Origin of the sequence: Streptomyces sp. NPDC005181 (assembly GCF_040608395.1) — a bacterium.
GTDB lineage: Bacteria > Actinomycetota > Actinomycetes > Streptomycetales > Streptomycetaceae > Streptomyces.
On the sequence record NZ_JBEXID010000002.1, the window covers coordinates 108885 to 133769 of the forward strand.

At 70.4% G+C, this 24885-nt stretch carries 19 protein-coding genes and 1 pseudogene; 11 read left to right on the top strand and 9 right to left on the bottom strand.

The genetic code is table 11. The features are described from left to right. Positions 1 to 43: 43 nt before the first annotated feature. The 7 genes from ABZV38_RS02440 to ABZV38_RS02470 all read right to left on the bottom strand — a co-directional run bounded on the left by ABZV38_RS02440 (position 44) and on the right by ABZV38_RS02470 (position 10605). Positions 44 to 1483 carry a peptidoglycan-binding protein gene (locus ABZV38_RS02440; protein ID WP_356323688.1) on the bottom strand — a complete coding sequence of 480 codons (1440 nt, stop codon included), beginning with the start codon at positions 1481 to 1483 and terminating at the stop codon, positions 44 to 46. After that, entirely contained in the window at positions 1480 to 2145 is a 666-nt protein-coding gene (locus ABZV38_RS02445) for a hypothetical protein (protein WP_356323690.1), read from the bottom strand. Before ABZV38_RS02445 ends, ABZV38_RS02440 begins: the two co-directional genes overlap by 4 nt. Then, a complete protein-coding gene (locus ABZV38_RS02450) occupies positions 2138 to 2413 on the bottom strand; it encodes a hypothetical protein (RefSeq protein ID WP_356323692.1) in 276 nt (91 codons plus the stop codon). Before ABZV38_RS02450 ends, ABZV38_RS02445 begins: the two co-directional genes overlap by 8 nt. Before the next feature lie 354 nt (positions 2414 to 2767). Then, positions 2768 to 4177, bottom strand: a complete 1410-nt coding sequence (gene nhaA / locus ABZV38_RS02455) for a Na+/H+ antiporter NhaA (protein ID WP_356323694.1) — start codon at positions 4175 to 4177, stop codon at positions 2768 to 2770. Positions 4178 to 4411: 234 nt separating this feature from the next. Continuing rightward, on the bottom strand, positions 4412 to 6409 hold the full coding sequence (gene acs / locus ABZV38_RS02460) for an acetate--CoA ligase (protein WP_356323696.1): 1998 nt from the start codon (positions 6407 to 6409) through the stop codon (positions 4412 to 4414). Between the two features lie 113 nt (positions 6410 to 6522). Further along, positions 6523 to 9216 (bottom strand): bifunctional SulP family inorganic anion transporter/carbonic anhydrase, encoded by a 2694-nt coding sequence (locus tag ABZV38_RS02465; RefSeq protein ID WP_356323698.1) that lies wholly within the window; start codon positions 9214 to 9216, stop codon positions 6523 to 6525. Between the two features lie 396 nt (positions 9217 to 9612). Then, complete coding sequence (locus ABZV38_RS02470; protein ID WP_356323700.1) at positions 9613 to 10605, bottom strand: ATP-binding protein; 993 nt, start codon at positions 10603 to 10605, stop codon at positions 9613 to 9615. A gap of 102 nt (positions 10606 to 10707) precedes the next feature. On the opposite strand from ABZV38_RS02470, the gene ABZV38_RS02475 reads away from it, so the two are divergent. After that, on the top strand, positions 10708 to 11532 hold the full coding sequence (locus tag ABZV38_RS02475) for an oxidoreductase (protein ID WP_356323702.1): 825 nt from the start codon (positions 10708 to 10710) through the stop codon (positions 11530 to 11532). Between the two features lie 552 nt (positions 11533 to 12084). On the opposite strand, the gene ABZV38_RS02480 is transcribed toward ABZV38_RS02475, so the two are convergent. After that, on the bottom strand, positions 12085 to 12924 hold the full coding sequence (locus tag ABZV38_RS02480; RefSeq protein WP_356323704.1) for an HAD-IB family hydrolase: 840 nt from the start codon (positions 12922 to 12924) through the stop codon (positions 12085 to 12087). 568 nt (positions 12925 to 13492) lie between these two features. Between ABZV38_RS02480 and ssd the strand changes: the two genes are divergently transcribed. The 7 genes and pseudogenes from ssd to ABZV38_RS02515 form a co-directional block, all read left to right on the top strand. After that, positions 13493 to 14542 carry a septum site-determining protein Ssd gene (gene ssd / locus ABZV38_RS02485; RefSeq protein ID WP_356323918.1) on the top strand — a complete coding sequence of 350 codons (1050 nt, stop codon included), beginning with the start codon at positions 13493 to 13495 and terminating at the stop codon, positions 14540 to 14542. Continuing rightward, entirely contained in the window at positions 14539 to 15687 is a 1149-nt protein-coding gene (locus tag ABZV38_RS02490; protein WP_356323706.1) for a TadA family conjugal transfer-associated ATPase, read from the top strand. The genes ssd and ABZV38_RS02490 overlap by 4 nt, the downstream gene beginning before the upstream one ends. A gap of 44 nt (positions 15688 to 15731) precedes the next feature. Further along, positions 15732 to 16565, top strand: coding sequence for a type II secretion system F family protein (locus ABZV38_RS02495; protein ID WP_356323920.1), 834 nt, complete (start codon positions 15732 to 15734; stop codon positions 16563 to 16565). Continuing rightward, complete coding sequence (locus tag ABZV38_RS02500; protein WP_356323708.1) at positions 16562 to 17365, top strand: type II secretion system F family protein; 804 nt, start codon at positions 16562 to 16564, stop codon at positions 17363 to 17365. Before ABZV38_RS02495 ends, ABZV38_RS02500 begins: the two co-directional genes overlap by 4 nt. Positions 17366 to 17420: 55 nt before the next feature. Next, a complete protein-coding gene (locus ABZV38_RS02505) occupies positions 17421 to 17621 on the top strand; it encodes a DUF4244 domain-containing protein (protein ID WP_356323711.1) in 201 nt (66 codons plus the stop codon). Continuing rightward, positions 17608 to 18012, top strand: a complete 405-nt coding sequence (locus ABZV38_RS02510; protein WP_356323713.1) for a TadE family type IV pilus minor pilin — start codon at positions 17608 to 17610, stop codon at positions 18010 to 18012. Before ABZV38_RS02505 ends, ABZV38_RS02510 begins: the two co-directional genes overlap by 14 nt. A gap of 140 nt (positions 18013 to 18152) precedes the next feature. Next, positions 18153 to 18374 (top strand): annotated as a pseudogene (locus ABZV38_RS02515) (Rv3654c family TadE-like protein); the annotation flags it as partial. Between the two features lie 40 nt (positions 18375 to 18414). Here the strand turns inward: ABZV38_RS02515 and ABZV38_RS02520 are convergent. Continuing rightward, on the bottom strand, positions 18415 to 20988 hold the full coding sequence (locus tag ABZV38_RS02520; protein ID WP_356323715.1) for a DEAD/DEAH box helicase: 2574 nt from the start codon (positions 20986 to 20988) through the stop codon (positions 18415 to 18417). A gap of 78 nt (positions 20989 to 21066) precedes the next feature. Between ABZV38_RS02520 and ABZV38_RS02525 the strand changes: the two genes are divergently transcribed. The 3 genes from ABZV38_RS02525 to ABZV38_RS02535 all read left to right on the top strand — a co-directional run bounded on the left by ABZV38_RS02525 (position 21067) and on the right by ABZV38_RS02535 (position 24881). Beyond that, positions 21067 to 21420: an STAS domain-containing protein gene (locus ABZV38_RS02525; RefSeq protein WP_003967428.1), complete on the top strand. Its 354-nt coding sequence runs from the start codon at positions 21067 to 21069 to the stop codon at positions 21418 to 21420. Between the two features lie 260 nt (positions 21421 to 21680). Beyond that, on the top strand, positions 21681 to 22154 hold the full coding sequence (locus tag ABZV38_RS02530; RefSeq protein ID WP_356323717.1) for an ATP-binding protein: 474 nt from the start codon (positions 21681 to 21683) through the stop codon (positions 22152 to 22154). 285 nt (positions 22155 to 22439) lie between these two features. Continuing rightward, positions 22440 to 24881, top strand: a complete 2442-nt coding sequence (locus ABZV38_RS02535) for a sodium-translocating pyrophosphatase (RefSeq protein WP_356323719.1) — start codon at positions 22440 to 22442, stop codon at positions 24879 to 24881. The last annotated feature ends 4 nt before the right edge of the window (positions 24882 to 24885 follow it).

A 24885-nucleotide genomic window follows, 5' to 3' on the forward strand; every position in this document is an offset into this window, starting at 1 on the left:
TCCGGCGGCTCCTCGAGCGTGACCGCCGCCGGGGGCCGTCGCCTCACTGGCCGACCACCATCTGGTCACCCTCGTCCAGCGAACCGCGGTCCGGGGTCACCTCGACGAGCCCGGCGGCGGCAAGCCCGACGGGGACGGGGACGTTCACGACCTTGCCGTCGCGCTGCACCTGCACCCGGGCCTTCCCGTCAGCGGAGGTGCGGACCGCCGCCACGGGCACCACCAGGACGGATCCCTTGGAGGCGCCCACCTCGATGGTCACCTTGGCGACGCCGCCCGACTGGCTCCTCAGCGGTCCGGGGTCGGCTACGGAGATCTCCAACGGCACCGGTGCCGACGGATCGGCCGGGCCAGATCCGGCGCCGGCCTCCCCGTCCCCGGCGGGCTCCCCGTCCGTGCCGGCCTTCCCGTCGTCACCCGAAGCGGCACCGGCCTTGTCCCCGGCCTGGCCGGCACCCGCGCCGCCGATCCGTGACACGACACCGCGGACCTCGCGGCCGTCACCCGTCTCGATCCGCGCCTCCATGCCCTCGCGCAGTGCGGCGCCGTCCGCTCCGGGCACGGTGGCCTGCACCACCACGTCGGAGCTCGTCACGGTGGCCACCTTGCCGTCCAGGGAGTCGCCGAGCTTCACCTTGACCTTGTCGACACGGACCGGCAGGTCGGGCAGGAAGACCACCTCACCCGCCGGGACCTTGGTGCCGTACGTGGCCTTGAACGCGTTCAGCGCCGCATTGGCCTGGTCCAGCCGCTGCCGGGCGGAGCGCCGCTGGAGGGCCTCGGCTTCGGCCGACCCCGGCGCGGACGCCGTGCCGCCGTCCTTGCCGTCGCCCCCGCCCGACTGCACCTGGACCAGCTCCAGCTGGGCCGTCGACACCGCCGCCTCCAGATCGGCGCGCTGCTGCCGGTCGGCGACGCTGGGGCTCTGCGGCTCGTGGCCCTTACTCCCGTACCAGCGACCCACCGCGGCCGCGGTGCCCTCCCGGTAGTTCCCGCTCACGGCGCCAGGGTCGTAGCCGATCCTGCGCAAGGCGCTCTGCAACTGCCGGACGTCGTCGCCCGAACCGCCCGGACCGAGGGAGCGGTACATCGGCACCGAGCCGCGCAGAACGAACACCGGACGGCCGCTGACCTGCATCAGGACACTGCCCTCCTCGAGGGTCTGTCCCTCGGTCGGCAGCTTGGTGACCCGTTGGGCGGTCTCGTCGTCGCCGGAGGATCCCACGGGACCTGACAGCGAGACGCCCTGCGGTGCCCCGAACTTCACCTCCCCCTGGGACACCACGGTCGCGGTCAGCTTCTGCCGCGCCACCGCGACCGTCACCGGGCCGGACTTCGGCGGCTGGTGCGCGGCCGCGGCGTCGGCCGGCGACTGCATCTGCATACCGGTGAACCAACCGCCCACACCGACTACGGCCACCACGCCGACGATGATGGCGACCTGCCTGCTGCGGCGCGCCGGACCGCTCCGGAGTCGGCTCATCCGCCCACTCCGACGAAGGGGTTCTTGGCCAGCTTCGGGAAGTACGCGGCGCGGAACTCCTTGCCGCACTCCAGATCCTTCAGGGCGGTGCTGATCTCCTGGGTGAGCTTGGCCCTCGCGGTCTCCTTGTCCCCCCTGTCCACGTTGTCGCCCTGGCTGTTCACCTGGAACTTCACCATGTCCCCGATGGAGGTCGGCTGCGTGGTGGTGACGGCGATCCCCTCACTGCGGAGGCAGGACGCGAAGTCCTGCGCCAGCGACACCAACTGCGCATCCCCGTCGAGGGCCTGCTGCGCCGCGCGGTCTTTGGTCTTGGCGGCGTCCTGTTCACGGGCGAGTTCGGCCTTGGGCTTCTCCGGCCCGTAAGCCTTCAACTCCGCGTCCTTGCGGCAGCCCGGGGACTCCAGCTTCTTGCCGTCCTCCACTCGCCACTCACCCATCGCCTTGTCATAGGCCCGCTGCTGGGCTGGGGAGAGCGTGTCCCGATACGTCGCGTTGGGATGCGAGTCGTTCGTGTTGGCATCCGTGCCCAGTACGTTGGCGTCGTTCGGGTAGACAACCGGGGCGTAGGTGACGCCGAACCCGTACTTCCCCCGGTACTCCTTCGACAGGTCGTAGTCCTGACCGTCGATCGGGAGCGGCTTGACCTCGTCGTCATCCACGAGCGGGGTGTAGATGAAGCCCTTCGCCTCGCATGCAGGCGGCGAGGGCGTTCTGGTACACGTACTGCTTCTTGGTCTCCTCATCGACGTCTTGAGGAATCGTCAGCACGCCCCTGGCGGCGGCTGCCGTGGCCGACGCGCCGCCGGCGGAGGAGGCCGCCTCGGGTCCGGCGGAGTTCTTGCCGCCCTGGGAGCACCCGGCGAGCGCCAGAACACCGGCCACAGCGGCAACCGGCAGGGCACTACGCATCTTGAGAAGGGAAGTCACATCGTTCCATCGTGTCGATCGGACATGGCCGTGCGGGGCGGAACACCCTGTCGACTTCCTCAACCCGGTGGACCCCCGCTCAGGGCAGAGCTTTCGAGCGAGATGTGACGCACATCACGGATCAGGGTTCGCGGTGCAGGGCAGCGAGCGGAGTCCGCAGGAACCGGCGCCCCGGATGCGGGGGGCCGCCGGTCATCTCGCGCAGGATGCCGAGGTGCCCGTGAGCTGCTTCGGCCCGGACCCTGGTCCCAGGTCCTCGGGCGCGGAGGCGGCCTCGCGGGGCAGCATGAGCGAGCCCCCTGCTGGCGGGAAATCCGCTGGTAGGGGGCCTTCTTATGGTCTGTTGCACTCAGATCATTCCGGACTGTCCGGCTTGCTGCTCGCTGCCCCCGCCAGTTCGGCAAGGCGGCGGTGTTCCGCGGCCTTCTTCTCGTAGATCGCGGCCATCCGAAGGTGGTACGCCGGGTTGTCCTGTTCGTAGATGTCGGGAACACCGTCCTGGTCCTCGTCGAGTTCCTCCGCCTCGTAGAGCGTCCGGTATCTGCGTACCCGGAGTTTGAGCAGCGCACCGGAGAACACGGCCGCGATCAGGGAGCCCATCAGCACCGCGGCCTTGATCTCGTTGGTGAGGGTGGCGTTCCCTTCGAACGCGAGCTCGCCGATGAGCAGCGAAACGGTGAAGCCGATCCCGGCGAGCGAGGCGACCGCGAAGACGTCCGCCCAGGCCAGGTCCTTGTTCAGTTCCGCCTTGGTGAAGCGGGCGGCCAGCCACGTACCGCCGAAGATGCCGACCGTCTTGCCGACGACGAGCCCCAGCACGACACCGAGTGTCTCGGGCCGGGTGAAGACCCCCGCCAGCGCGTTGCCGGAGAGCGAGACGCCGGCCGAGAAGAGTGCGAACAGCGGCACGGCGAGACCGGCCGACAGCGGGCGTATCAGGTGCTCGATGTGTTCGCCGGGGGAGTGCTCCTCGCCCTCGCGCCGGGTGCAGCGCAGCATCAGGCCCATGGCGACACCGGCGATGGTGGCGTGGATGCCGCTGTTGTACATCAGTCCCCAGATGACCAGGGCGAGCGGTACGTAGACGTACCAGCCGCGCACGTTCTTGCGCAGCAGCAGATAGAAGACGGCAAGACCCACGACGGCGCCGGTGAGCGCCATGTAGTCGATGTCCTCGGTGAAGAAGACGGCGATGATCAGGATCGCGAAGAGGTCGTCGACGACGGCAAGGGTGAGCAGGAAGGCGCGGAGCGCGGACGGCAGTGAGGTGCCGATGACCGCGAGGACGGCGAGCGCGAACGCGATGTCGGTGGCGGTGGGGACGGCCCAGCCGTCCGTGGAGCCGCCGCCGACCACAGTCACCAGCGTGTAGACAATGGCCGGCACGGCCATGCCGCAGACGGCGGCGATGACCGGCAGGACAGCCGCTCTGGGGTCGCGCAGGTCACCCGCCACCAGTTCGCGCTTGAGCTCGACACCCGCGACGAAGAAGAAGATCGCGAGCAGCCCGTCGGCCGCCCAGTGCTGCATGGAGAGGTCCAGCCCCAGAGGCTGCGGCCCGAGGTGGAAGTCGCTGACGGCCCGGTAACTGGACCCGAGAGTGTTCGCCCAGGTCAGCGCGGCGACAGCGGCGACCAGCAGGATGACTCCGCCGACGGTCTCGGTGCGCAGGGCGTCCGCGAGGTAGTTCCGCTCGGGGAGGGAGAGACGTCCGAGAAAGGTGCGGCGGGAGGGAGAGGGGGGTGCGGGGGCGGGCGCGGCCACGAGTGGAGACCTCCGGGTCGGTACGGCAGCAATGGCATGGCTGATGCACTTGCCGACCAGACTTCCCGGCACACCCTGTGGAGATTTCTTGATGAGTTATTGATGCAGCTGCCACTGTACCCGGGGTGTGCGGGGCCGTATTCGGTGATCTTCACTCTAAATGCCCGAGGGGCACCCGGCGCGTCGCCGGATGCCCCTCGGGGTCGTATCTGCTCGTGCTTACTGCTGCCGGCCTCAGTCCTCGGAGGACGACGACGGCAGCTGCGTCTGGATGAGGTCCATCACCGAGGCGTCGGTGAGCGTGGTGACATCGCCCAGCTCGCGGTTCTCCGCGACGTCGCGCAACAGGCGGCGCATGATCTTGCCAGAGCGGGTCTTCGGCAGTTCGGCAACCGGCAGGATCCGCTTGGGCTTGGCGATCGGGCCGAGCGTGGCACCGACGTGGTTGCGCAGATCGGCGACGAGATGGTCGGAGACGGACGCCGAACCGCGCAGTATCACGAACGCGACAATGGCCTGGCCGGTCGTCTCGTCGGCCGCGCCGACCACGGCGGCCTCGGCGACCGACGGGTGCGACACGAGCGCCGACTCGACCTCGGTGGTCGAGATGTTGTGCCCGGACACGAGCATCACGTCGTCGACCCGGCCGAGCAGCCAGATGTCGCCGTCCTCGTCCTTCTTGGCGCCGTCGCCCGCGAAGTACTTGCCCTCGAAGCGCGACCAGTAGGTGTCGAGGAAGCGCTGGTCGTCACCCCAGATGGTGCGGAGCATCGACGGCCACGGCTCGGTGAGGACGAGGTAGCCGCCCCCGCCGTTCGCCACCTCGTTGGCCTCGTCGTCGACGACGGTGGCGGAGATACCGGGCAGGGCGCGCTGCGCCGAACCGGGCTTGGTCTCCGTGACACCGGGAAGCGGCGAGATCATCATCGCGCCGGTCTCGGTCTGCCACCAGGTGTCCACGATCGGGCACTTGTCGGCGCCGATGTGCTTGCGGTACCAGATCCACGCCTCGGGGTTGATCGGCTCACCGACCGAACCGAGGATTCGCAGCGACGACAGGTCGAACTTGGCGGGGATGTCGTCCCCCCACTTCATGAACGTACGGATCGCGGTCGGCGCGGTGTAGAGGATCGTGACGCCGTACTTCTGGATGATCTCCCAGAAGCGCCCCTGGTGAGGGGTGTCGGGCGTGCCCTCGTACATCACCTGCGTCGCACCGTTGGCCAGCGGCCCGTACACGATGTACGAGTGTCCGGTCACCCAGCCGATGTCGGCGGTGCACCAGTAGACATCGGTCTCCGGCTTGAGGTCGAAGACGGCCTGGTGCGTGTACGCCGTCTGCGTGAGGTAGCCGCCGGAGGTGTGCAGGATGCCCTTCGGCTTACCCGTCGTACCCGAGGTGTAGAGGATGAAGAGCGGCTGCTCGGCGTCGAACGCCTCGGGGGTGTGCTCGGCGGACTGGCGTTCGGTGATCTCGTGCCACCAGACGTCGCGGCCCTCGGTCCACGGGGTGTCCTGGCCGGTGCGCCGCACCACGAGGACATGCTCGACGGTGTCGATACGGGAGACGGCGTCGTCCACGGCTGGCTTCAGCGCGGACGGCTTGCCGCGGCGGTAGCCACCGTCGGCGGTGATGACGACCTTGGCGTCCGCGTCCTGGATGCGGGCGGCGATGGCGTCGGCGGAGAAGCCGCCGAAGACCACCGAGTGCGCGGCGCCGATGCGGGCGCAGGCCAGCATCGCGACGGCGGCCTCGGGGATCATCGGAAGATAGACGGCGACCCGGTCGCCCTTGCCGACACCGAGCTCGGCGAGGGCGTTGGCGGCGCGGGAGACCTCGTCCTTCAGTTCCGCGTAGGTGATTGCGCGGCTGTCGCCCGGCTCGCCCTCGAAGTGGATGGCGACACGGTCGCCGTGGCCCGCCTCGACGTGACGGTCCACGCAGTTGTACGCGACGTTCAGCTTGCCGTCCGCGAACCACTTGGCGAAGGGCGGGTTGCTCCAGTCCAGTGTCTCGGTCGGCTCCGTGGCCCAGGTCAGGCGCCGGGCCTGCTCGGCCCAGAAGCCCAGCCGGTCCGCCTCGGCCTGGTCGTACGCCTCGGCTGTGACGTTGGCGTCGGCGGCCAGATCGGCGGGCGGTGCGAACCGACGATCTTCCCGAAGCAGATTGGCCAAGCTTTCGTTGCTCACGACATCTCCCATTCCCAGGGTGTCCGTTGTGTCCCGGGGCATAGCTCATCAGGCCAAGGGCCGGGTGACAAGTGTCTGCCAGGAATTGGTTTAGACCTGTGTTTCGTGTATGGAGGAACGACCACAAGGTTTCACGGACCCGAGACACAAGTGGTTCAGGCGCTCGTCGGTTCCAGCTCGCCGGAACCGGAGGGACCGGCGGAGGCGCCGCGATCATCGGGATCACCGGCGCCGGTGGGATCGCTGAGGCCGGTGATGTCGTACGGGCGGGCGTGGTTGTACGGGTCGCCGGGGCCCACCCGGTTGAAGACCTCGTCGATTCCGCTACCGGCGCTCGCGCCCTCGGCCAGCAGATATGCCTGCGCCTCGCCGACATGGAAGTACATCCCGTGCAACTGGAGCGCACCCTCGGCGAGGCGCCGCGCCACCGATTCATGGGCCCGCAGATGGTCCAACTGCTGGACCACATTGGTGAGGCAGAGCTGCTCCATCGCATCGGCGGGCAGCCGGCCGGAGATCCGCGCCCAGGCGTGATGCCGGGACGTCATCCGCTCCAGGCTCGGCAGGCCATACCGCAGCCAGCGCCACAGGGATGTCTGCGGGGTGTCCGGCTTGGCGCTCATCAGTGCCTGCATCGCGCCGCAGCCGGAGTGGCCGCAGACGGTGATGGACTCGACCTTGAGCACATCCACCGCGTACTCGATCGCGGCGCCCACCGAGTCGTCCCCGGCCTCCGTGCCCGGCAGGGGCACCAGGTTGCCGACGTTCCGAACGGTGAACAGGTCGCCCGGGCCGCTCGCTGTGATCATGCTGGTGACCAGGCGGGAGTCCGCGCAGGTGATGAAGAGCTGGGAGGGACGCTGACCCTCGCGGGCCAGGCGGGCCAGCTCGTCGCGCACCAGCGGGGCCGTATTGCGCTGGAACGAACTGAGCCCGCTGACCAGCCGGTGCGCGCCGGTCCGGCGCGGAACGGCGGCTTCCTCGCCAGGGGTGTCGGACCGCCCGGTGGGGCTGGTGGTGGCGTCGGCGGCATGGGGTCCTGGGGCGTCGGCGGTGCCGGACTCGGCGGTGCCCGAGCCCGTGGGGCCCTGGTCGGTGGTGAGGTGTTCGCCGGAGGGGAAGGCGGCCATGGTGGCGGCCTGGGGGGCGCCGATCGGCTGGCCGGGCCGGTCGTGGCAGTGATGGTTGCGCCACGGTGTCCAGGGGCGGCAGCAGGAGTGGGCCGCCGAGGCGGGCTCGGCGATCCGGCCGCCGGATCTGCCGGTGAAGACGACCCGGCCGCCCTGTGCGGTCTGGGCATCGCTCCAGTCCTGGATCGTCTCGTACGCCGCATGGTCCATGAAGAAGCCGTCCAACTCGACCACCGCGTCCCCGCCTCGGGGCAGCTCGCCGAGCGCCCGGCTGAGCCGCGGCACCGCAAGGAACGTCAGCTGCCCTCGTACGATCACCAGGTGCTGGCCATTCTGATCGGTCACCGTGATCTTGGTGCGGGCCAGCCGGTGCAGGGCCACGGCCAGGGCCACGGCGATGCCCATGGCCACACCCTTCAGTACGCCGAAAAGCACCACACCGGTGATCGTCGCCCCGTACACCAGGAATTCGCGATGTCTGTGGACATTGCGGATGTGGGCGAAACTCACCATCTGGAAGCCGACCACCATCACCAGAGCGGCGAGCGCGGCCAGCGGGATCCACTCCAGGGCCGTGACCAGCAGTCCGGCGGCGAGCAGCACCCAGACGCCGTGCAGCACGGTGGCGGCTCGGCCGGTGGCCCCGGCCCGTACATTTGCCGAACTCCGCACCGCGCCACCGGACACCGGCAGTCCGCCGAGCAGCCCGGACAGCACGTTGGCAAGGCCCTGACCGCGCAGCTCGCGGTCGAGATCGGAGCGCTGGACCGCCGGGACGGCGGGGGTGGCCGGGGAAGGCGGGGCGGAATCGGCGGTACGCCCGCCGGCGCGGTCGGCGGTCAGCTTGTCCACCGCCACTGCGGCGAGCAGCGATTCGAGACTGGCCACCAGCAGCACCGTGAACACGGCGGTGGCCAGGGCCAGGATGGGGCCCTGCGGCAGTTCGGGCAGGGCGTGCGAGCGCCAGGAGGGCAGGTCGACCCGGGCGATCCCGGGCGCCGTGACCGCTGCCACCGCCGTCGCGATCGCCACCGAGGCAAGGGCCGCGGGAAGCCGCCGTACCGCTCGCCCGATCCGCCCGGGGAGTCGCGGCCACACCACCAGCACGGTGATGGTCAGCGCACCGATCAGCGGTGCGGCCGGGCTCAGCCGGCCCAACTGGTCAGGAAGCGCGAAGGCGTTGGCAACCGCCGAGCTCTGGGGCGAGCCGCCGAGCACGATGCACAACTGGGCGAGTGCGATGGCCACGCCGATACCGGCGAGGGTGCCGTGCACGATGGCGGGGCTGACGGCGAGAGCGCCGCGCGCCGCTCGCAGCGAGCCCAGCAGGATCTGCAGAAGTCCGGCGCCGATGGTGATCGCGCAGGTGGTGGGCCAGCCGTAGATCTGGATCAACTCGGCTGTGACCACGGTCAGACCGGCGGACGGGCCGCTGACTTGGAGGGGAGTGCCGCCGAGCAGTCCGGCGACGATGCCGCCGAGCGCGGCGGCGATGAGTCCGGCTTCCAGCGGGGCGTCCATGGCGACGGCCAGGCCGAGCGACATGGGGACGGCGATGAGAAAGACAGTGATCGATGCGGACAGGTCGGCGCCCGCGATGCGGAATCGTCCGCCGCGGCGCGGCGGTGGCGGGCTGTGAGGTCGCTTGATTCCCGAGGCGCGGGAAGGTCGCGAACTGCGGGCTGTGTGGTCATGACGGATGCGGACGCAAGCAGACATGTTCCCGTCTCCTCCGGGGCAGCGCGGTCGCGGAACGTGGGGACGCGGCCGTGGGTCACGGCGTGCAGCGGCGGGATTTCTCAACTCTCGGTAAATGAATCGTAATGGAGAGTAAAGATTTGTGTCCATGATCTAGGGCGAATGGGGCATTCAATCACTCGTCCAAGTGAATAGGCAGCTTTTCAGTCGGTCTGCCATGCCGATTCCTTGAAGGCTGCGCGCGACCTTGGCCGCACCGCCTCGGCTTCCAGACGAGTCCGACGGGTAACCGGCGGAGCTCCAGGGGCTGTTCGGCCCCGTCGCTGTGCCGGCCGCCGAGTCGCGGGCGACCGGTCGAATCACAGGTCGGGGGCTGGGCCGATAAAAGGGCCGAGGGGGTGCCGTGCCGGAACCTGCTCACGCGGGCTGAGCGGCGCCGGCCTGTGCGCGCTCGGCCAGCACGAAGGAGGGGTCGACCTGAGCGGCCAGGTCGGCACCCGTCTTCTCGTTGCCCCAGCTCTCCGCGTTCTTGAGATGGAAGTGCACCATCTGGCGCGTGTAGCGCTCCCAGTCGCGCTGCCCGTACGAATCCTCCGCCGCGTCCTCGAGGGCCTGCAGAGCCATCCGGTTGCCCGCCTCCAGCAGTTCGAACCGGGCCGGCCGGCCCTTTTCCATTGCCCGCACCCAGTCGGAGTGGCCGACGGCGACCAGCAGGTCGTCACCGACCTCGGCCCGCAGGAAGTCCAGGTCGTCCTGGCCCTGCACCTTGTTGCCGACGACCTTCAGAGCGACCCCGAAGTCCCGTGCGTACTCCTTGTACTGGCGGTAGACCGAGACGCCCTTGCGGGTCGGCTCGGCAACCAGGAACGTCATGTCGAAGCGGGTGAACATTCCGGACGCGAAAGAGTCCGAACCCGCGGTCATGTCGACGACCACATACTCGTCCGGACCGTCGACGAGATGGTTGAGGCAGAGCTCGACCGCGCCGACCTTGGAGTGGTAGCAGGCCACCCCCAGATCCGATTCGGTGAACGGCCCGGTGGCCATCAGTCGGATGTCCCCGTCGTCCAGCGTGATCGTGCGGGCGCACGCGTCGTAGACGGGGTTGTCCTCGCGGACGTGCAGCAGTCGCGAGCCCTCGCCGGGCGGAGTCGTCTTGATCATCGTCTCGACGGAGGCGATGCGGGGGTTGCTGCCCCGCAGATAGTCCTTGATCAGGGGCAGCTGCGCACCCATGGCAGGCAGCGCCGCCGCCTCCTCGTCATCGAGGCCTAGCGCGGCCCCCAGATGCTGGTTGATGTCGGCGTCCACCGCGACGACATCGGCTTCATTGGCGGCAAGGTGGCGGATGAAGAGCGAGGACAGCGTGGTCTTGCCGCTGCCGCCCTTCCCTACGAAAGCGATCTTCATGTTCACCTAGGGTAGCTGCTCAACTGCGCTCCGCTGTCGAACTTCGTGAAGAAGGCCACTCCGGGGCGGTATGGGTGTAGGGGGCGCGTAGCCTCGCTACCTATGAGTACGACTGCCCCAGACCCGCTTGCCACCCTTGGCGCCCTGCCGGGGGTCGCAGACGCGGTGGACTCCGTACGCAAGGCCGTCGACCGAGTCTACGGCCACCGCGTCATGCGGCGCCGCAGCAACGAGGTCACCGCGGAAGCGGCGCTGCGCGGCGCCCGCGGCTCCGCCGCGCTCTCCGGCGCCGACTGGAACCTCGAGGAGGTGCGCCGGCGCACCGACTTCAGTGGTGACGACGAGTCGCAGGTGATCGGAGCCGCCCTCCGGCTCACCGCGGAAGCGGGCCAACTGCTCTCCATCTGGCGGCAGTCGCCGCTGCGGGTCCTTGCCCGGCTGCATCTGGTGGCGGCCGGCGGGGCCGCACCCGATGACGCGGTCGGCCGGCCCCGGCTGGCCGGCGAGCCGGTGGACGAGCCGCTGATCGAAGCGCCGCTGCCGGACGCGGATGAGGTTGCCGGGCGGCTGGAAGGTCTCTGCGGACTGATCCTTGCGGGGAGTGCGGCGCCCGCGCTGGTGACGGCCGCGGTCGTGCACGGCGAACTGCTGGCGCTGCGCCCCTTCGGTTCGTACAACGGACTGGTCGCGCGGACCGCCCAGCGCATCGTGCTGATCGGGAGCGGGCTCGATCCGAAGTCGATCTGCCCCGCCGAGGTCGGGCATGCGGAACAGGGCCGGGCGGCCTACGTCGCGGCGTTCGAGGGCTATCTGTCGGGGACGCCGGACGGTATGGCTGCCTGGATCGCGCACTGCGGGCGTGCGGTGGAACTGGGCGTCAGGGAGTCCACGGCGGTCTGTGAGGCGCTGCAGCGCGGGGCCGCGTAGCTCCCGCCGGGCGGCTCGTCCGCCCATTCGGCCGCCAACTCCGCGGCTCGACTGCTGACTTCACTGCCCGATCAAAGGGTTGCGGCGGTACCGTCCTCGGTACCGCCGCTGGCACGTCCACCCAGTTACCATGCGTCCTCGATACATGCCCATCAGGTCGGGAACTCAGCCCGTTCCCTGGTGCGGCTGGCCCGTAATCGACGGGTCGACGTCGCGTGGGTGCTCGGTTTTCATGCTCGGTCCGTGGGGCCTTCTCTGCGTTACAGGTAATCCTCTCGGATGTCCTTGGTCTCGCGGGCCGTTGAGTCCTTTGTACTCCAGACCTGGGGTAAACGGTAGTGCTGGCCATGCTTCTTTACTTTTAGGTTCAAATATGGACGATCCGAACATGCTGGTCGGAGCCGGAATCCGGCAGACGACGGGACCGTCCGACGCGGACCGGGACCGCTGTCCGGAGGTGGGCTCCGGACAGCGGCCGGGTGGTGACCCGGGTGGCGGGGTTCGCACGGCGAGCGGCGAAGCTCCCGGTGCACGGGTCCAGATGCGGGGCCGTCAGGCGGTTGTCGCGGCCGTGCGTCGGCGCGAGGTGTACCAGACCAGTCCCGCGGTGACGGCCGCTGCGCCCACCGCCGCAGCGGCGACGAGCGCCGGGCGGGGCGGCATCGAGAACGTGGGCAGCCGCTGCTTGAGCCGGACCGGGCGGTCGAAGACGAGAATCGGCCATTCCCGGAGCGTCGCTTCACGCCGCAGCGCGCGGTCCGGGTTGACCGCGTGCGGGTGGCCGACCGACTCCAGCATCGGTACATCGGTCGCGGAATCGCTGTAGGCGTAACAGCGCGAGAGGTCGTATCCCTCCGAGACGGCGAGTGCCTTGACCGCCTCGGCCTTCGTCGGTCCGTACGCGTAGTACTCCACCTCGCCGGTGAAGCAGCCGTTGTCACCGACGACCATTCGGGTGGCGACGACCCGGTCGGCGCCCAGCAGCTCGCCGATCGGCTCGACGACTTCGGCGCCCGAGGTGGAAACGATGACGACATCGCGTCCGGCGGTGTGGTGCTCCTCGATGAGGGTCGCCGCCTCGTCGTAGATGATCGGGTCGATCAGATCGTGCAAGGTCTCGGCGACGATTTCCTTCACCTGCTGGACGTTCCAGCCCTTGCAGAGTGCGGAGAGATATTCGCGCATCCGCTCCATCTGGTCGTGATCGGCGCCCCCGGCGAGGAAGACGAACTGTGCGTACGCGGTGCGCAGTACGGCGCGGCGGTTGATCAGTCCGCCTTGGTAGAAGGACTTGCTGAAGGTCAGAGTCGAAGACTTCGCAATGACCGTCTTGTCCAGGTCAAAGAAGGCTGCTGTGCGCGGCAAGGAGTGGTTTTCCACAAGGCAGAGCATAGGGGGCCACCATTCGGCGTAAACTCTGGCGCGTGGGTTTGCCTGAGAAGGCTCTCGGGTACACCATGGAAGTCACGGATCGTTCGCGACCGTGCTAACCCGGTCCGACTCCTCCCCCCCCGAGTCGGCCGTGGGGACGACCCCCGCTCTCCCCCCCCGGCGGGGGTCGTCGCATGTCCGGACGCGTTTCTGTCGCTCGGAATCAAGCATTCTGTCTCCTTCTCGGCCGTGACGGCCCGTTTTTCCGCACTCTCGAACCACCATGACTCGTCACAGGGTGTAACGGAAGTGCTGCTCTCCGGAAGTCGCCGGTATGGGTGACGGAGATATTCACAGCGGTGGAGTTGTCCACAGTTTTTGAGCAAGATCCACACGATTTCCCGAAGCGTTGCACGGTGATTCCACCCGCGAAGTCCGTGGGTTCCGGATATCGCCGATCTCGGAGGGCTCCGAGATCGCCGCGAAACCGCGGTGAAGGTGCAGTGAGAAGGGGGCGGAGATCGTGGCCGAATCCATCGCACGGGATCGTCTGCCGGTCGCCGAAGAGCGGCGCGGCGGACCGCTGATCGTGACCGAGGATGTGGAACTGCTCGACGATCTGCTGCGGCTGTGTGCGGCCGCCGGAGCGGAGCCCGAGGTTCACCACACGGTGCCCGAAGGCAGAGGCCGCTGGGAGCGGGCCCCGATGGTTCTGGTGGGCGACGACGCGGCTCCGCGATGCCGTGGAGCCGTGCGCAGACAGGGCGTGATGCTCGTGGGTCACGACCAGGATGCCCCGGGCGTCTGGCGGCAGGGCGTGGAGATCGGGGCGGAATATGTGCTGCGGCTGCCTGACGCGGAGAGCTGGCTCGTCGATCAGATCGCCAATGCGGCGGAGGGTGTGGGCAGGCCGGCGCTCACCGTCGGAGTGATCGGCGGACGAGGCGGCGCCGGCGCGTCGACGCTGGCCTGCGCGCTCGCCGTGGCCGCAGCCAGGAGCGGGCGGCGGACCATGCTGATCGACGGCGATCCGCTGGGCGGCGGCATTGATGTGCTGCTCGGTGGCGAGCGCGCCGAGGGGATGAGGTGGCCGGATTTCGCCCATTCCAAAGGGCGGGTGGGCGGTGGCGCCCTGGAGGAGTCGCTGCCCGCACTGCACGGGCTGCGGGTGCTCAGCTGGGGCCGTGACGACTGGGTGGTGGTTCCGCCACCGGCCATGGCGGCGGTGCTGGCGGCCGCGCGCAGGCTCGGTGGGGTGGTGGTCGTCGATCTGCCGCGCCGGGTCGACGAGTCGGTGGCCGAGGCGCTCGCTCAGCTGGACCTCGGGCTGTTGGTGGTCCCCGGCGAGCTCCGGGCGGTAGCGGCGGCGAAGCGGGTGGCGTCGATGGCCGGGATGGTCCTGGGCGATCTGCGGGTGGTGGCACGCGGTCCGTACGCGGCGGGTCTGGACGAGCGCTGGGTGGCGCATGCGCTGGGGCTGCCGCTCGCCGGTGAACTCCCGCTGGAGCCGGGGCTGCTCGCTGCTCAGGACGGTGGGGCGCCGCCCGGCGGCAGCGCACGCTCCCCGCTGGCCAGGTTCTGTACGGCGTTCTGGGAGCGGGCGCTGGCCGGAGGCGTCGCCGGGGGAGCAGTGTCATGACCGACGCACTGCTCGACGCCGTGCGGCAGCGGCTGGCGCAGAGCGGCGCAGCACCGACCCCGGCCGGGGTGGCGGCCGCGCTGCGCGCCCAGGGCAGGCTGCTCGGCGATGCCGAAGTGCTCGGCGCGGCGGAGGAGTTGCGCGGCGAACTGGTCGGCACCGGCGTGCTGGAACCGCTGCTTGCTGATCCCGCGGTCACGGACGTGCTGGTGTCCGCGCCGGACCGGGTGTGGGTGGACCGGGGCGGCGGGCTCGAACTCACCGGGGTGACCTTCCGGGACGCTCCGGCGGTGCGCAGGCTGGCGCAGCGGCTCGCTGCGGTCGCCGGGCGACGGCTGGACGACGCCCGGCCCTGGGTGGACGCCCGGCTGCCGGACGGGACGCGGATGCACGCGGTGCTGCCGCCGGTGTCCGTCGGTTCCACGTGCCTGTCGCTGCGGGTGGTGCGCCCCAGAGCCTTCTCGCTGCTGGAACTGGTCGAGGCGGGGACCGTACCGCCGGGCGGGGACCGGGTGTTGCGGGCGCTGGTGGAGGCCCGGGTCTCGTATCTGATCAGTGGTGGCACGGGTGCGGGGAAGACCACGCTGCTGTCGAGCCTCCTGGGCGCCGTCGGGGAGCGGGAGCGGATCGTGCTCGCCGAGGATTCGGCCGAGCTCCGGCCGGACCACCCGCATGTGGTGCGCCTGGAGTCGCGCCCTGCCAACCAGGAGGGAGCGGGCCGGGTCACCCTGCAGGACCTGGTGCGTCAGGCGCTGCGGATGCGGCCGGACCGGCTGGTGGTGGGGGAGGTGCGCGGTTCCGAGGTGACGGTGCTGCTGGCCGCGCTGAACACGGGCCATGAGGGCGGTTGCGGCACGGTCCACGCGAACGCCGCAGAGCATGTCCCCGCTCGTCTGGAGGCGCTCGGGACAGCGGCCGGACTCGACCGGGTGGCGCTGCACAGTCAGTTGGCGGCGGCGCTGTCGGTGGTGGTCCATCTCGTACGGGACCGGGCCGGGCTGCGAAGGATCGCCGAGGTGCATGTGCTGGAGCGGGACGCGGCCGGTCTGGTGGTGACGGTCCCCGCGTTGCGCTGGGGCGCCGACGGCTTTGCCCGGGACCGGGGCTGGGAGCGGCTGCGGTCGCTGATCGGGGGTGCGCTGTGACCGGAGGACTGTCGGCGGAGGCGGCGGAGTACGCGACGTACACGATGGCCGTGTGCGCGGGGGCGGCTGCCTGGTTGGCGGTGGGGCAGGACCAAGGGCTGCGGCGGGCGAGGGTGTTGTTCGCCGACGGCGTGGGCGAGTCGGGGCCGCGGAGCTGCTGGGAGCGGGTCCTTGAGCGGTGCGGCGGGATGTTCCGGGGGCGCAGGGAGTGGCTCTGCCTGCCGGTGGCGCTGGTGCTCGCCGTGCTGGGGGAGTCCCTGCTGCCGGTCGTCGCGGGCGCGGTGGCGGTGCCGCTGGTACGGCGGTGGCTGCGCAAGCGGGCCGGGCGACGGGAGCGAGAGCGCCGGGCCGACGCGGTGGTGGCGCTGTGCGGTGCCGTGGTGGGCGAGCTGCGGGCCGGGCACGAGCCGGGGCAGGCGCTGTTGGTCGCCGTGCGCGGCACCGGAGCGATGGGGGCGGCGGAGGCCGCCGTGTCGGCTGCGGCGCGGTTCGGTGGCGATGTGCCGGCGGCGCTCGGGCAGGCGGCGCGCGAGCCGGGCCTGGAAGGGCTCGCCGGCGTGGCGGCGTGCTGGCGGGTCGCGGTGGACGGAGGGGCCGGGCTGGCGGCCGGTCTGGACCGCCTGGAGGGAGCGTTGCGGGCCGAGCGGCGCCGGCGGGAGGAGCTGCGGGCGCAGCTGGCGGGTGCCTGGTCGACGGTGGCCGTGCTGGCGCTGCTGCCGGTGCTGGGTCTGGGGCTGGGGGCGGCGCTCGGGGCCGACCCGCTGCGCGTGCTCCTGCACAGTCCGGCCGGGCTGGTCTGCCTGGCGGTCGGCGGTCTGCTGGAAACGGCCGGTCTCCTCTGGGCCCGCCGGATCGTACGGGCAGGGGAGGCCGCATGAGCTGGGTGACGGGGGAGGCCGTGCACCTTGCCCGCGGGTCGGGGCTGCTGGGGGTGGTTTTGGGCGCGGTCGCGTATCCGGCTCTCGCCCTGGCCGCGCGGCGGCGGGAGCGGACGGTGCGTCGCCGGGGCGCGTTGCTGCTGGCGGTCGACCCCGGCAAGCGGCGGCGCAGGCAGTCGGTGTCCGGGGCCCGGGCCAAGGAACTGGCCGCACCGCTGAGCGCTGTGGTGGCCGGCTGGATCCTGGTCGGTGGTCCATGGGGGTGCGCGACCGGACTGGCGGCGGCGTACGGCACGTGGCGGTGGCAGCGGACGCGCCATCGGCGCAGACCCGGCGTGCCTGCAGCGGAGGTGGCGGAGACCGCACAGCAGCTCCCGTTGGCAGCCGATCTGCTGGCGGCCTGCATCTCGGCCAAAGCCGGGCCGCGTGAGGCGGCCGAGGCGGTGGGGGAGTCGCTCGGCGGTCCGGTCGGCGAACGGCTGGCGCGGACGGCGGCGGAGATCCGGCTGGGAGGTGAACCTGCCGTGTCCTGGGGGAGGTTCGGCGAGATACCGGGTGCCGGTGCGCTGGCCCGCTGTCTGGAGCGGGCGGGCTCGACCGGGGCCCCCGCGGCGGAGCCGGTCTCCAGGCTGGCCGAGGCGATGCGGGCGGAACGGTCGAGCGCGGCGGTGGCGCGCGCCCAGCGGGCCAGCGTGCTCATCACGGCACCGGTGGGGCTCTGCTTTCTCCCCGCCTTTCTGGCCGTCGGGGTGGCACCCGTGGTCATCGGCCTGGCGACCGGACTGCTGCACACCGGTTGAGACAAAGGCGGCAATAAGTGTTCATTCGATTTAAATCGAACTCTTGGGGGTTGAAATGGCACAGCGAATCAGGGGCTGGGTGCGCGGCATGGTGCGCCGAGCCCGGTCGGACGGCGGAATGACGACGTCCGAATATGCGGTGGGGACGATCGCGGCCTGCGCGTTCGCGGCGGTTCTCTACAAGGTGGTCACCAGTCCGCCTGTCATGACGGCGCTGCAGTCGCTCCTCAAGGACGCGCTCGATGCGAAGTTCTGAGAGGCGGCGTCCCGGGAGCGGCGAGGCCGGAGGTGGCGGAGGGGGAGGCGACCGGGGTGCGGTGACGGCGGAGGCGGCCATGGTGATTCCGGTGCTGGCGCTGTTCGCTCTGGCCCTGGTCTGGGCGCTGATGGCCGCCTCCGCCCAGATCCGGTGTGTGGATGCGTCGAGGGCCGGGGCGCGGGCGGCGGCCCGCTCCGAACCGGAGGCGCAGGTGCTGGCAGCCGCCCGTTCGGCGGCACCCGACCGGGCGAAGGTCGATCTGGAACGGGTCGGGGAGCTGTGGCGGGTCCGGGTGACCGCGCCGACGCCCGGGCCCGGCCCGCTGACCCTGACGCTGAGCGCGGAAGCGGCAGCGCTGGCCGAGGAAATGGTGGGGGCGGCGCCGTGACGGGGGAGGAGGGCGTCGGTGCGGGGCAGACGGCCCCGCGGCGGATGCGGCAGGCATGGCGGATATGGCGGGTGCGGTGCATCTCGGGGTCGCGACGGTGCGGGGAAGGAGATCGGGGGGTGGCGACTGTGTGGGTGGCGATGACCACGGCCGCACTGTGCGCGGTCTTCGCGGTCGTGCTCGCGCTCGGACAAGTGGTGGTCGCCCGGCACCGGGCCGGCGGGGCGGCGGACCTGGCGGCCCTGGCAGCCGCCGACCGGGCCCTGCGGGGGACGGAGGCGGCGTGCCGGGCAGCCGAAGAGGTGGCCGGGGCTCAGGGGGCGGTGGTGGTGCGGTGTGCTGTGCAGGGAGAGGTCGCCGATGTGACGGCCCAGGTGCGGTTCGGGCCGTACACGCCGACGGTCAGGTCCCGGGCGGGGCCGCCGGAGGCCGTTCCGGAGACCGCTTCGGGGCCGTCCGGCTCTCCGTGGACCGCTCCGGGCCCTCCGGCTCCCCCGGCTCCCCCGGCTCCCCCGGCCCGTCCGGGTCCGGTGGGGCGGACCTGCAGAGCTCGCCGAGGAGGCGTACGGCGCCCCGCTTGTGCAGCGGATCGTTGCCGTTGCCGCACTTGGGGGACTGGATGCAGGACGGGCAGCCCGCTTCGCACTCGCAGGATGCGATGGCCTGGCGGGTGGCGGTGAGCCAGTCACGGGCGGTGCGGAAGGCCCGCTCGGCGAATCCGGCACCGCCGGGATGGCCGTCGTACACGAAGACCGTCGGCAGCAGCGTGTCCGGATGGAGCGGTACGGAGACGCCGCCGATGTCCCAGCGGTCACAGGTGGCGAAGAGGGGCAGCATTCCGATCGACGCGTGCTCGGCCGCATGGAGCGCGCCGCCCAGGATTTCCGGGTTGATGCGGGCGGCGTCCAGCTGGTCCTGGGTGACTGTCCACCACACGGCGCGGGTGCGCAGCGTGCGGGGAGGCAGGTCCAGCTTGGTCTCGCCGAGGACCTCGCCGGTGATCAGTTTGCGACGCAGGAAGGAGACGACCTGGTTGGTGACTTCGACGGAGCCGTAGCAGAGCCGCCCGTCACCCCACGGGATCTCGGTGTCGGTCTCCAGGACGGCGATGGAGGTGGTGTCACGGGCAGTCGTCGAGTACGGCGGGGCGGCCTCCTCGACCAGGGCCACCGAGTCCTCCAGATCCAGTTTCCGGACCAGGTAGGTGCGGCCCTGGTGGAGGTGGACGGCTCCGTCGTGAACGGCGGTGTGCGCGGCCGATTCGTCGACGGTGCCCAGCAGCCGGCCGGTTCCCTCCTCGACGATCTGGACCGGGCGGCCGCCCTCGCCACGGATGTCGGTGAGATCGGCAGCCCGCTCACGGCGGGTCCAGTGCCAGCCCGACGCCCGTTTGCGGAGCAGCTTCGCGGCTTCCAGCTGCGGCAGCAGCTCGGCCACGGCAGGACCGAACAGCTCCAGGTCGCTCTCGGTGAGCGGAAGCTCCGCGGCCGCCGCGCACAGATGGGGGGCGAGGACGTACGGGTTGTCCGGGTCGAGGACGGTCGACTCCACGGGCTGCTGGAACAGCGCCTCGGGGTGGTGGACGAGGAAAGTGTCCAGCGGGTCGTCGCGGGCCACCAGGATGGCCAGGGCGCCCTGCCCGGCGCGTCCGGCGCGTCCGGCCTGCTGCCACAGCGACGCCCTGGTGCCGGGATAGCCGGCGATGACGACGGCATCCAGGCCCGAGACATCGATGCCGAGCTCGAGGGCGGTGGTGGCGGCCAGGCCCAGCAGGCGGCCGGAGTGCAGGGCGCGTTCCAGGGCGCGGCGTTCCTCGGGGAGGTATCCCCCGCGGTAGGCGGCGACCCGGGCGGGCAGCGAGCGGTCCACCTCGGCGAGTCGTTCCTTGGCGATGACGGAGATGAGCTCGGCGCCGCGCCGGGAGCGTACGAAGGCGACGGAGCGGACGCCCTGGACGGTCAGATCGGTGAGGAGATCGGCGGTCTCGGCGGTGGCCGTACGGCGTACGGGGGCGCCCTTCTCGCCGTGCAGCTCGGTCAGCGGCGGTTCCCACAGGGCGAAGACCATTTCGCCGCGGGGCGAGGCGTCGTCGGCGACCTCCCTGACCGGGAGACCCGTCAGACGGCCCGCGGCCACCGAGGGCTGTGCCGCGGTGGCTGAGGCGAGCAGGAAGACCGGATCGGCCCCGTAGCGGGCGCACAGGCGGCGGAGCCGGCGCACCACCTGGGCGACATGCGAGCCGAAGACGCCGCGATAGGTGTGGCACTCGTCGATGACGACAAAGCGCAGGGCGCGCAGGAAGGAGGACCAGCGGGGGTGGGACGGCAGGATCCCGCGGTGCAGCATGTCGGGGTTGGTCAGGACGTAGTTGGCGTACTGGCGTACCCACTCGCGTTCCTCGACCGGGGTGTCGCCGTCGTAGACCGCAGGCCTGATCCCGTTGGAGAGCGGCGCCGCGAGCTCCTTCACCGAACGTCGCTGATCGGCGGCCAGGGCCTTGGTGGGTGCGAGATACAGGGCGGTCGTGCCGCGGCCGTTGGGGGCCTCCGAGCCGTCGAGCAGGGTGCTGAGGACCGGGGCGAGGTAGGCGAGCGACTTGCCGGAGGCGGTTCCGGTGGCGATCACGACGGATTCGCCGTCCAGGGCGTGCTCCGCGGCGGCCGCCTGGTGCGTCCACGGGTGGTCGATCCCGGCTTCCCGGATGGCGGCGATCACTTCTGGCCGGATGCGATCCGGCCAGATGGCATGGGTTCCCGTACGAGGGGGCAAGTGCTCCGTATGAGTGATGCGCGCGGACCGACCCGCCCCTGCGGCGAGCCGGTCGAGGACCATGGCGGGAGAGGGGCGCGAGTCCCCGCTCTCGGGTGGTCGGCTGGGGCGGTGATTCTTGGCCATCGGTACCGAGTGTGTCACCGCCGTGACGGACAATGGTCCCAAGGCGTCGTGCATGGCTGCTGGTAAGTGATTGAATGCCATCGCGGCTGGCGATCCGTCCCCTGGCTCCGTCGGGGAGACCGAGGGGCGACCGCTCGATAGCAAGGTGCTGGAGGATCCGTGGACCTGTCCTTGTCGACTCGCAATGTGTCCGGCCCTGGTGGCGACCGTACGGTCGTCGAGGTCGGTGGCGAGATTGATGTGTATACCGCGCCCAAGCTGCGCGAGCAGTTGGTCGAGTTGGTGAATGACGGCAGCTACCACCTGGTTGTCGACATGGAAGGTGTCGACTTCCTCGACTCCACCGGCCTCGGCGTGCTCGTGGGTGGCTTGAAGCGTGTCCGGGCCCATGAGGGCTCGCTGCGCCTGGTCTGCAACCAGGAGCGCATTCTCAAAATCTTCCGAATCACCGGTCTGACCAAGGTGTTTCCGATTCACACCACGGTCGACGAGGCTGTCGCGGCCACCGACTGAGGTCGGTCCGCGGCCGGATCGGCCGAAGGCCGGTCCGGCAGGCAGCCCGTTCGGCAGACAGTCCGTTCGGTGGGGCGTCGGTCCGTTGGACCCCCGGCCCGCCGGGCCGGGCTGTCGGCTGCCGGTGGCCGGACCGGGCTGCCGGCGACAAGCCGTCGGTCGGCCGGTGGCTCCGCCGGCTTCCGGAGGAAGAGAGCAGGGGTACCGGGCGGCACGCCCGGGCCCCTGAGATGCACGCCCGTACGTCTGAGGGGGATCGCATGGCCACCGTTGAACTCCGCTTCAGCGCCCAGCCCGAACACGTCAGAACGGCCCGTCTCGTGGCGGCCGCAGTGGCGCGCCGGGCCGGGGTCGACGAGGCAGTGCTCGACGAGGTCAGGCTCGCTGTCGGTGAGGCCTGCAGCCGTGCTGTCGGGCTGCACCGCAGCCATGGCATCACCGCTCCGATCAAGGTCGTCCTGACCGAGGAGGAGAAGTCGTTCTCTGTCGAGGTCGGCGACGAGGTGCCGGGCCCGGGCGGCGAATCCGGGTCCGCAACGGAGTCCGGGACGCGCGGCGCCACGCCCGGCGGGGGGCGCGATGAACCGGAATCCGAGGTTGACGCGGAGGGCGAGGACGAGATGGGTCTCGCGGTGATCAGCGGCCTCGTCGATGATGTGGAAGTCAGATCGGCAGCCGACGGCGGAGTGATCCGGATGAACTGGCCGAAGACGCCCGCACCACCGGCTCCCTGAGGCGCCGCAGGCGCGACGGCCGGTCGGCCCGTCCCGGCCCACCCGGCGCGCAACGCTTGATCCGTTCTTCGAGGCCCTGCTGAGCAGGGCCTTTTTTCATTTCTTCTTGATCATTGATCAACGGGCAATGTGTCTGCCCCATTACTGCATTCGGCTCAATCCGAGAATGCGATCATTTGCCGATCTGCGATAGAAGGTCAATTACATTTACCGCGCTCTGTTTTGATCAAGATCTGCTCCCTACAATCCGTCCACGTCTTGAGCGCTGAGCGTCGAGGAGGACGTATGGCGGGGTTCTTCAACACACCACTGGCAGAACTGCCCGAAGTTTCCGCACTTTCCGACCGACCCACCTCACTCGCGGCCGCGGTACTCACCGATGACAACCGCGTCATCGTGATCGTCGTCGCCGCCGTGGCCGTCGCCGCACTGATCGTCGCCAGGCTGCTGGTGCGCCAGGTACTGGCGGCCGGTGAGGGCACCGACCGTATGAAGGAGATCGCGGCAGCCGTCCAGGAAGGCGCGAATGCCTATCTGGCCCGGCAGCTGCGGACGGTCGGCATCTTTGCCGTCGTGGTCTTCTTCCTGCTTCTGCTGCTGCCTGCCGACAACTGGTCGCAGCGTGCAGGCCGTTCGGTGTTCTTCCTGGTGGGTGCGCTCTTCTCGGCAGCCACCGGGTACATCGGCATGCGCCTTGCCGTACGCAGCAATGTGCGAGTGGCTGCAGCGGCCCGTGAGGCGACTCCGGCACAGGGAGAACCGGAAAAAGATCTCACCGCTGTGTCGCACCGGGCGATGAAGATTGCTTTCCGTACGGGTGGCGTGGTCGGCATGATCACGGTGGGGCTCGGGCTGCTCGGTGCCTCCTGCGTGGTCCTCGTCTATGCCGCCGACGCGCCCAAGGTGCTGGAGGGTTTCGGTCTCGGTGCCGCGCTGATCGCCATGTTCATGAGGGTCGGCGGCGGCATCTTCACCAAGGCCGCCGACGTCGGCGCCGACCTCGTCGGCAAGGTCGAGCAGGGCATCCCGGAGGATGATCCGCGCAACGCCGCCACCATCGCCGACAACGTGGGCGACAACGTCGGCGACTGCGCGGGCATGGCGGCCGACCTCTTCGAGTCGTACGCCGTGACCCTCGTCGCCGCGCTCATCCTCGGCAAGGCCGCCTTCGGCGACGCCGGACTGGCCTTCCCGCTGATCGTGCCGGCGATCGGCGTGATCACCGCCATGATCGGGATCTTCGCGGTCGCTCCGCGACGCGCCGACCGCAGCGGGATGACCGCCATCAACCGCGGCTTCTTCATCTCCGCGGTGATCTCGCTCGTCCTGGTGGCAGTGGGCGTCTACGTCTATCTGCCGTCCTCGTACGCCGATCTGGACGGCGTCACCGACAGTGCCATCACCTCGCACGGCGGTGACCCGCGCATCTTCGCCCTGGTCGCCGTCGCTATCGGCATCGTGCTGGCCGCGCTGATCCAGCAGCTCACCGGCTACTTCACCGAGACCAACCGGCGCCCCGTCCGGGACATCGGCAAGTCCTCGCTGACCGGTCCGGCGACCGTTGTGCTCGCCGGGATCTCCATCGGTCTGGAGTCCGCCGTCTACACCGCCCTGCTGATCGGCCTCGGCGTCTACGGGGCGTTCCTGCTCGGCGGAACGTCGATCATGCTGGCGCTCTTCGCGGTGGCACTCGCCGGGACCGGGCTGCTCACCACCGTCGGGGTGATCGTGGCCATGGACACGTTCGGTCCGGTCTCCGACAACGCCCAGGGCATCGCCGAGATGTCCGGCGATGTCACCGGCGCCGGTGCCCAGGTCCTCACCGACCTGGACGCCGTCGGCAACACCACCAAGGCGATCACCAAGGGCATCGCCATCGCCACCGCCGTTCTCGCGGCGTCGGCGCTGTTCGGCTCGTACCGCGATGCCATCGCCACGGCGGTGGACGACGTCGGGGCCGGCGCCGGAGAGCTGGGACTGAGCCTCGACATCTCGCAGCCCAACAACCTGGTGGGGCTGATCCTCGGTGCCGCGGTCGTCTTCCTTTTCTCCGGTCTGGCCATCAACGCGGTGTCCCGGTCCGCGGGGGCCGTGGTCTACGAGGTGCGGCGGCAGTTCCGCGAGCACCCCGGGATCATGAACTACACCGAGAAGCCGGAGTACGGACGCGTCGTCGACATCTGCACCAAGGACGCGTTGCGCGAGCTCGCCACGCCCGGACTGCTTGCGGTGCTCGCACCGATCGCGGTCGGCTTCAGTCTCGGCGTCGGGGCGCTCGGTTCGTATCTCGCGGGCGCGATCGGCACCGGGACGCTGATGGCGGTCTTCCTCGCCAACTCCGGGGGCGCCTGGGACAACGCCAAGAAGCTCGTCGAGGACGGTCATCACGGCGGCAAGGGCAGTGACGCCCACGCCGCGACGGTGATCGGCGACACGGTCGGCGACCCGTTCAAGGACACGGCGGGACCGGCGATCAACCCGCTGCTCAAGGTGATGAACCTGGTGGCGCTGCTCATCGCCCCCGCGGTGGTGCAGTTCAGCTACGGGGCGGACGCGAGCGCGGGTGTGCGGGCGGTGGTGGCGGTGCTCGCCATCGCGGTCATCGTCGGCGCGGTCTATGTCTCCAAGCGGCGTGGGATCGCCGTGGGTGAGGAGAGTGATTCCGGCGACGACGACGAGGACGGCGGCAGGACCGCCGAGTCGACCGATCCGGCGGCTGTTTCCTGAGGGC

Bases quoted from the DNA above. Each gene is read 5' to 3' on its own strand.
- ABZV38_RS02440 (WP_356323688.1), bottom strand. From the start codon at position 1,483: ATGAGCCGACTCCGGAGCGGTCCGGCGCGCCGCAGCAGGCAGGTCGCC.
- acs (WP_356323696.1), bottom strand. From the start codon at position 6,409: ATGCCCCGGGACACAACGGACACCCTGGGAATGGGAGATGTCGTGAGC.
- ABZV38_RS02465 (WP_356323698.1), bottom strand. From the start codon at position 9,216: ATGTCTGCTTGCGTCCGCATCCGTCATGACCACACAGCCCGCAGTTCG.
- ABZV38_RS02470 (WP_356323700.1), bottom strand. From the start codon at position 10,605: ATGAAGATCGCTTTCGTAGGGAAGGGCGGCAGCGGCAAGACCACGCTG.
- ABZV38_RS02475 (WP_356323702.1), top strand. From the start codon at position 10,708: ATGAGTACGACTGCCCCAGACCCGCTTGCCACCCTTGGCGCCCTGCCG.
- ABZV38_RS02480 (WP_356323704.1), bottom strand. From the start codon at position 12,924: ATGCTCTGCCTTGTGGAAAACCACTCCTTGCCGCGCACAGCAGCCTTC.
- ABZV38_RS02490 (WP_356323706.1), top strand. From the start codon at position 14,539: ATGACCGACGCACTGCTCGACGCCGTGCGGCAGCGGCTGGCGCAGAGC.
- ABZV38_RS02495 (WP_356323920.1), top strand. From the start codon at position 15,732: ATGGCCGTGTGCGCGGGGGCGGCTGCCTGGTTGGCGGTGGGGCAGGAC.
- ABZV38_RS02500 (WP_356323708.1), top strand. From the start codon at position 16,562: ATGAGCTGGGTGACGGGGGAGGCCGTGCACCTTGCCCGCGGGTCGGGG.
- ABZV38_RS02505 (WP_356323711.1), top strand. From the start codon at position 17,421: ATGGCACAGCGAATCAGGGGCTGGGTGCGCGGCATGGTGCGCCGAGCC.
- ABZV38_RS02510 (WP_356323713.1), top strand. From the start codon at position 17,608: ATGCGAAGTTCTGAGAGGCGGCGTCCCGGGAGCGGCGAGGCCGGAGGT.
- ABZV38_RS02520 (WP_356323715.1), bottom strand. From the start codon at position 20,988: ATGGCATTCAATCACTTACCAGCAGCCATGCACGACGCCTTGGGACCA.
- ABZV38_RS02530 (WP_356323717.1), top strand. From the start codon at position 21,681: ATGGCCACCGTTGAACTCCGCTTCAGCGCCCAGCCCGAACACGTCAGA.
- ABZV38_RS02535 (WP_356323719.1), top strand. From the start codon at position 22,440: ATGGCGGGGTTCTTCAACACACCACTGGCAGAACTGCCCGAAGTTTCC.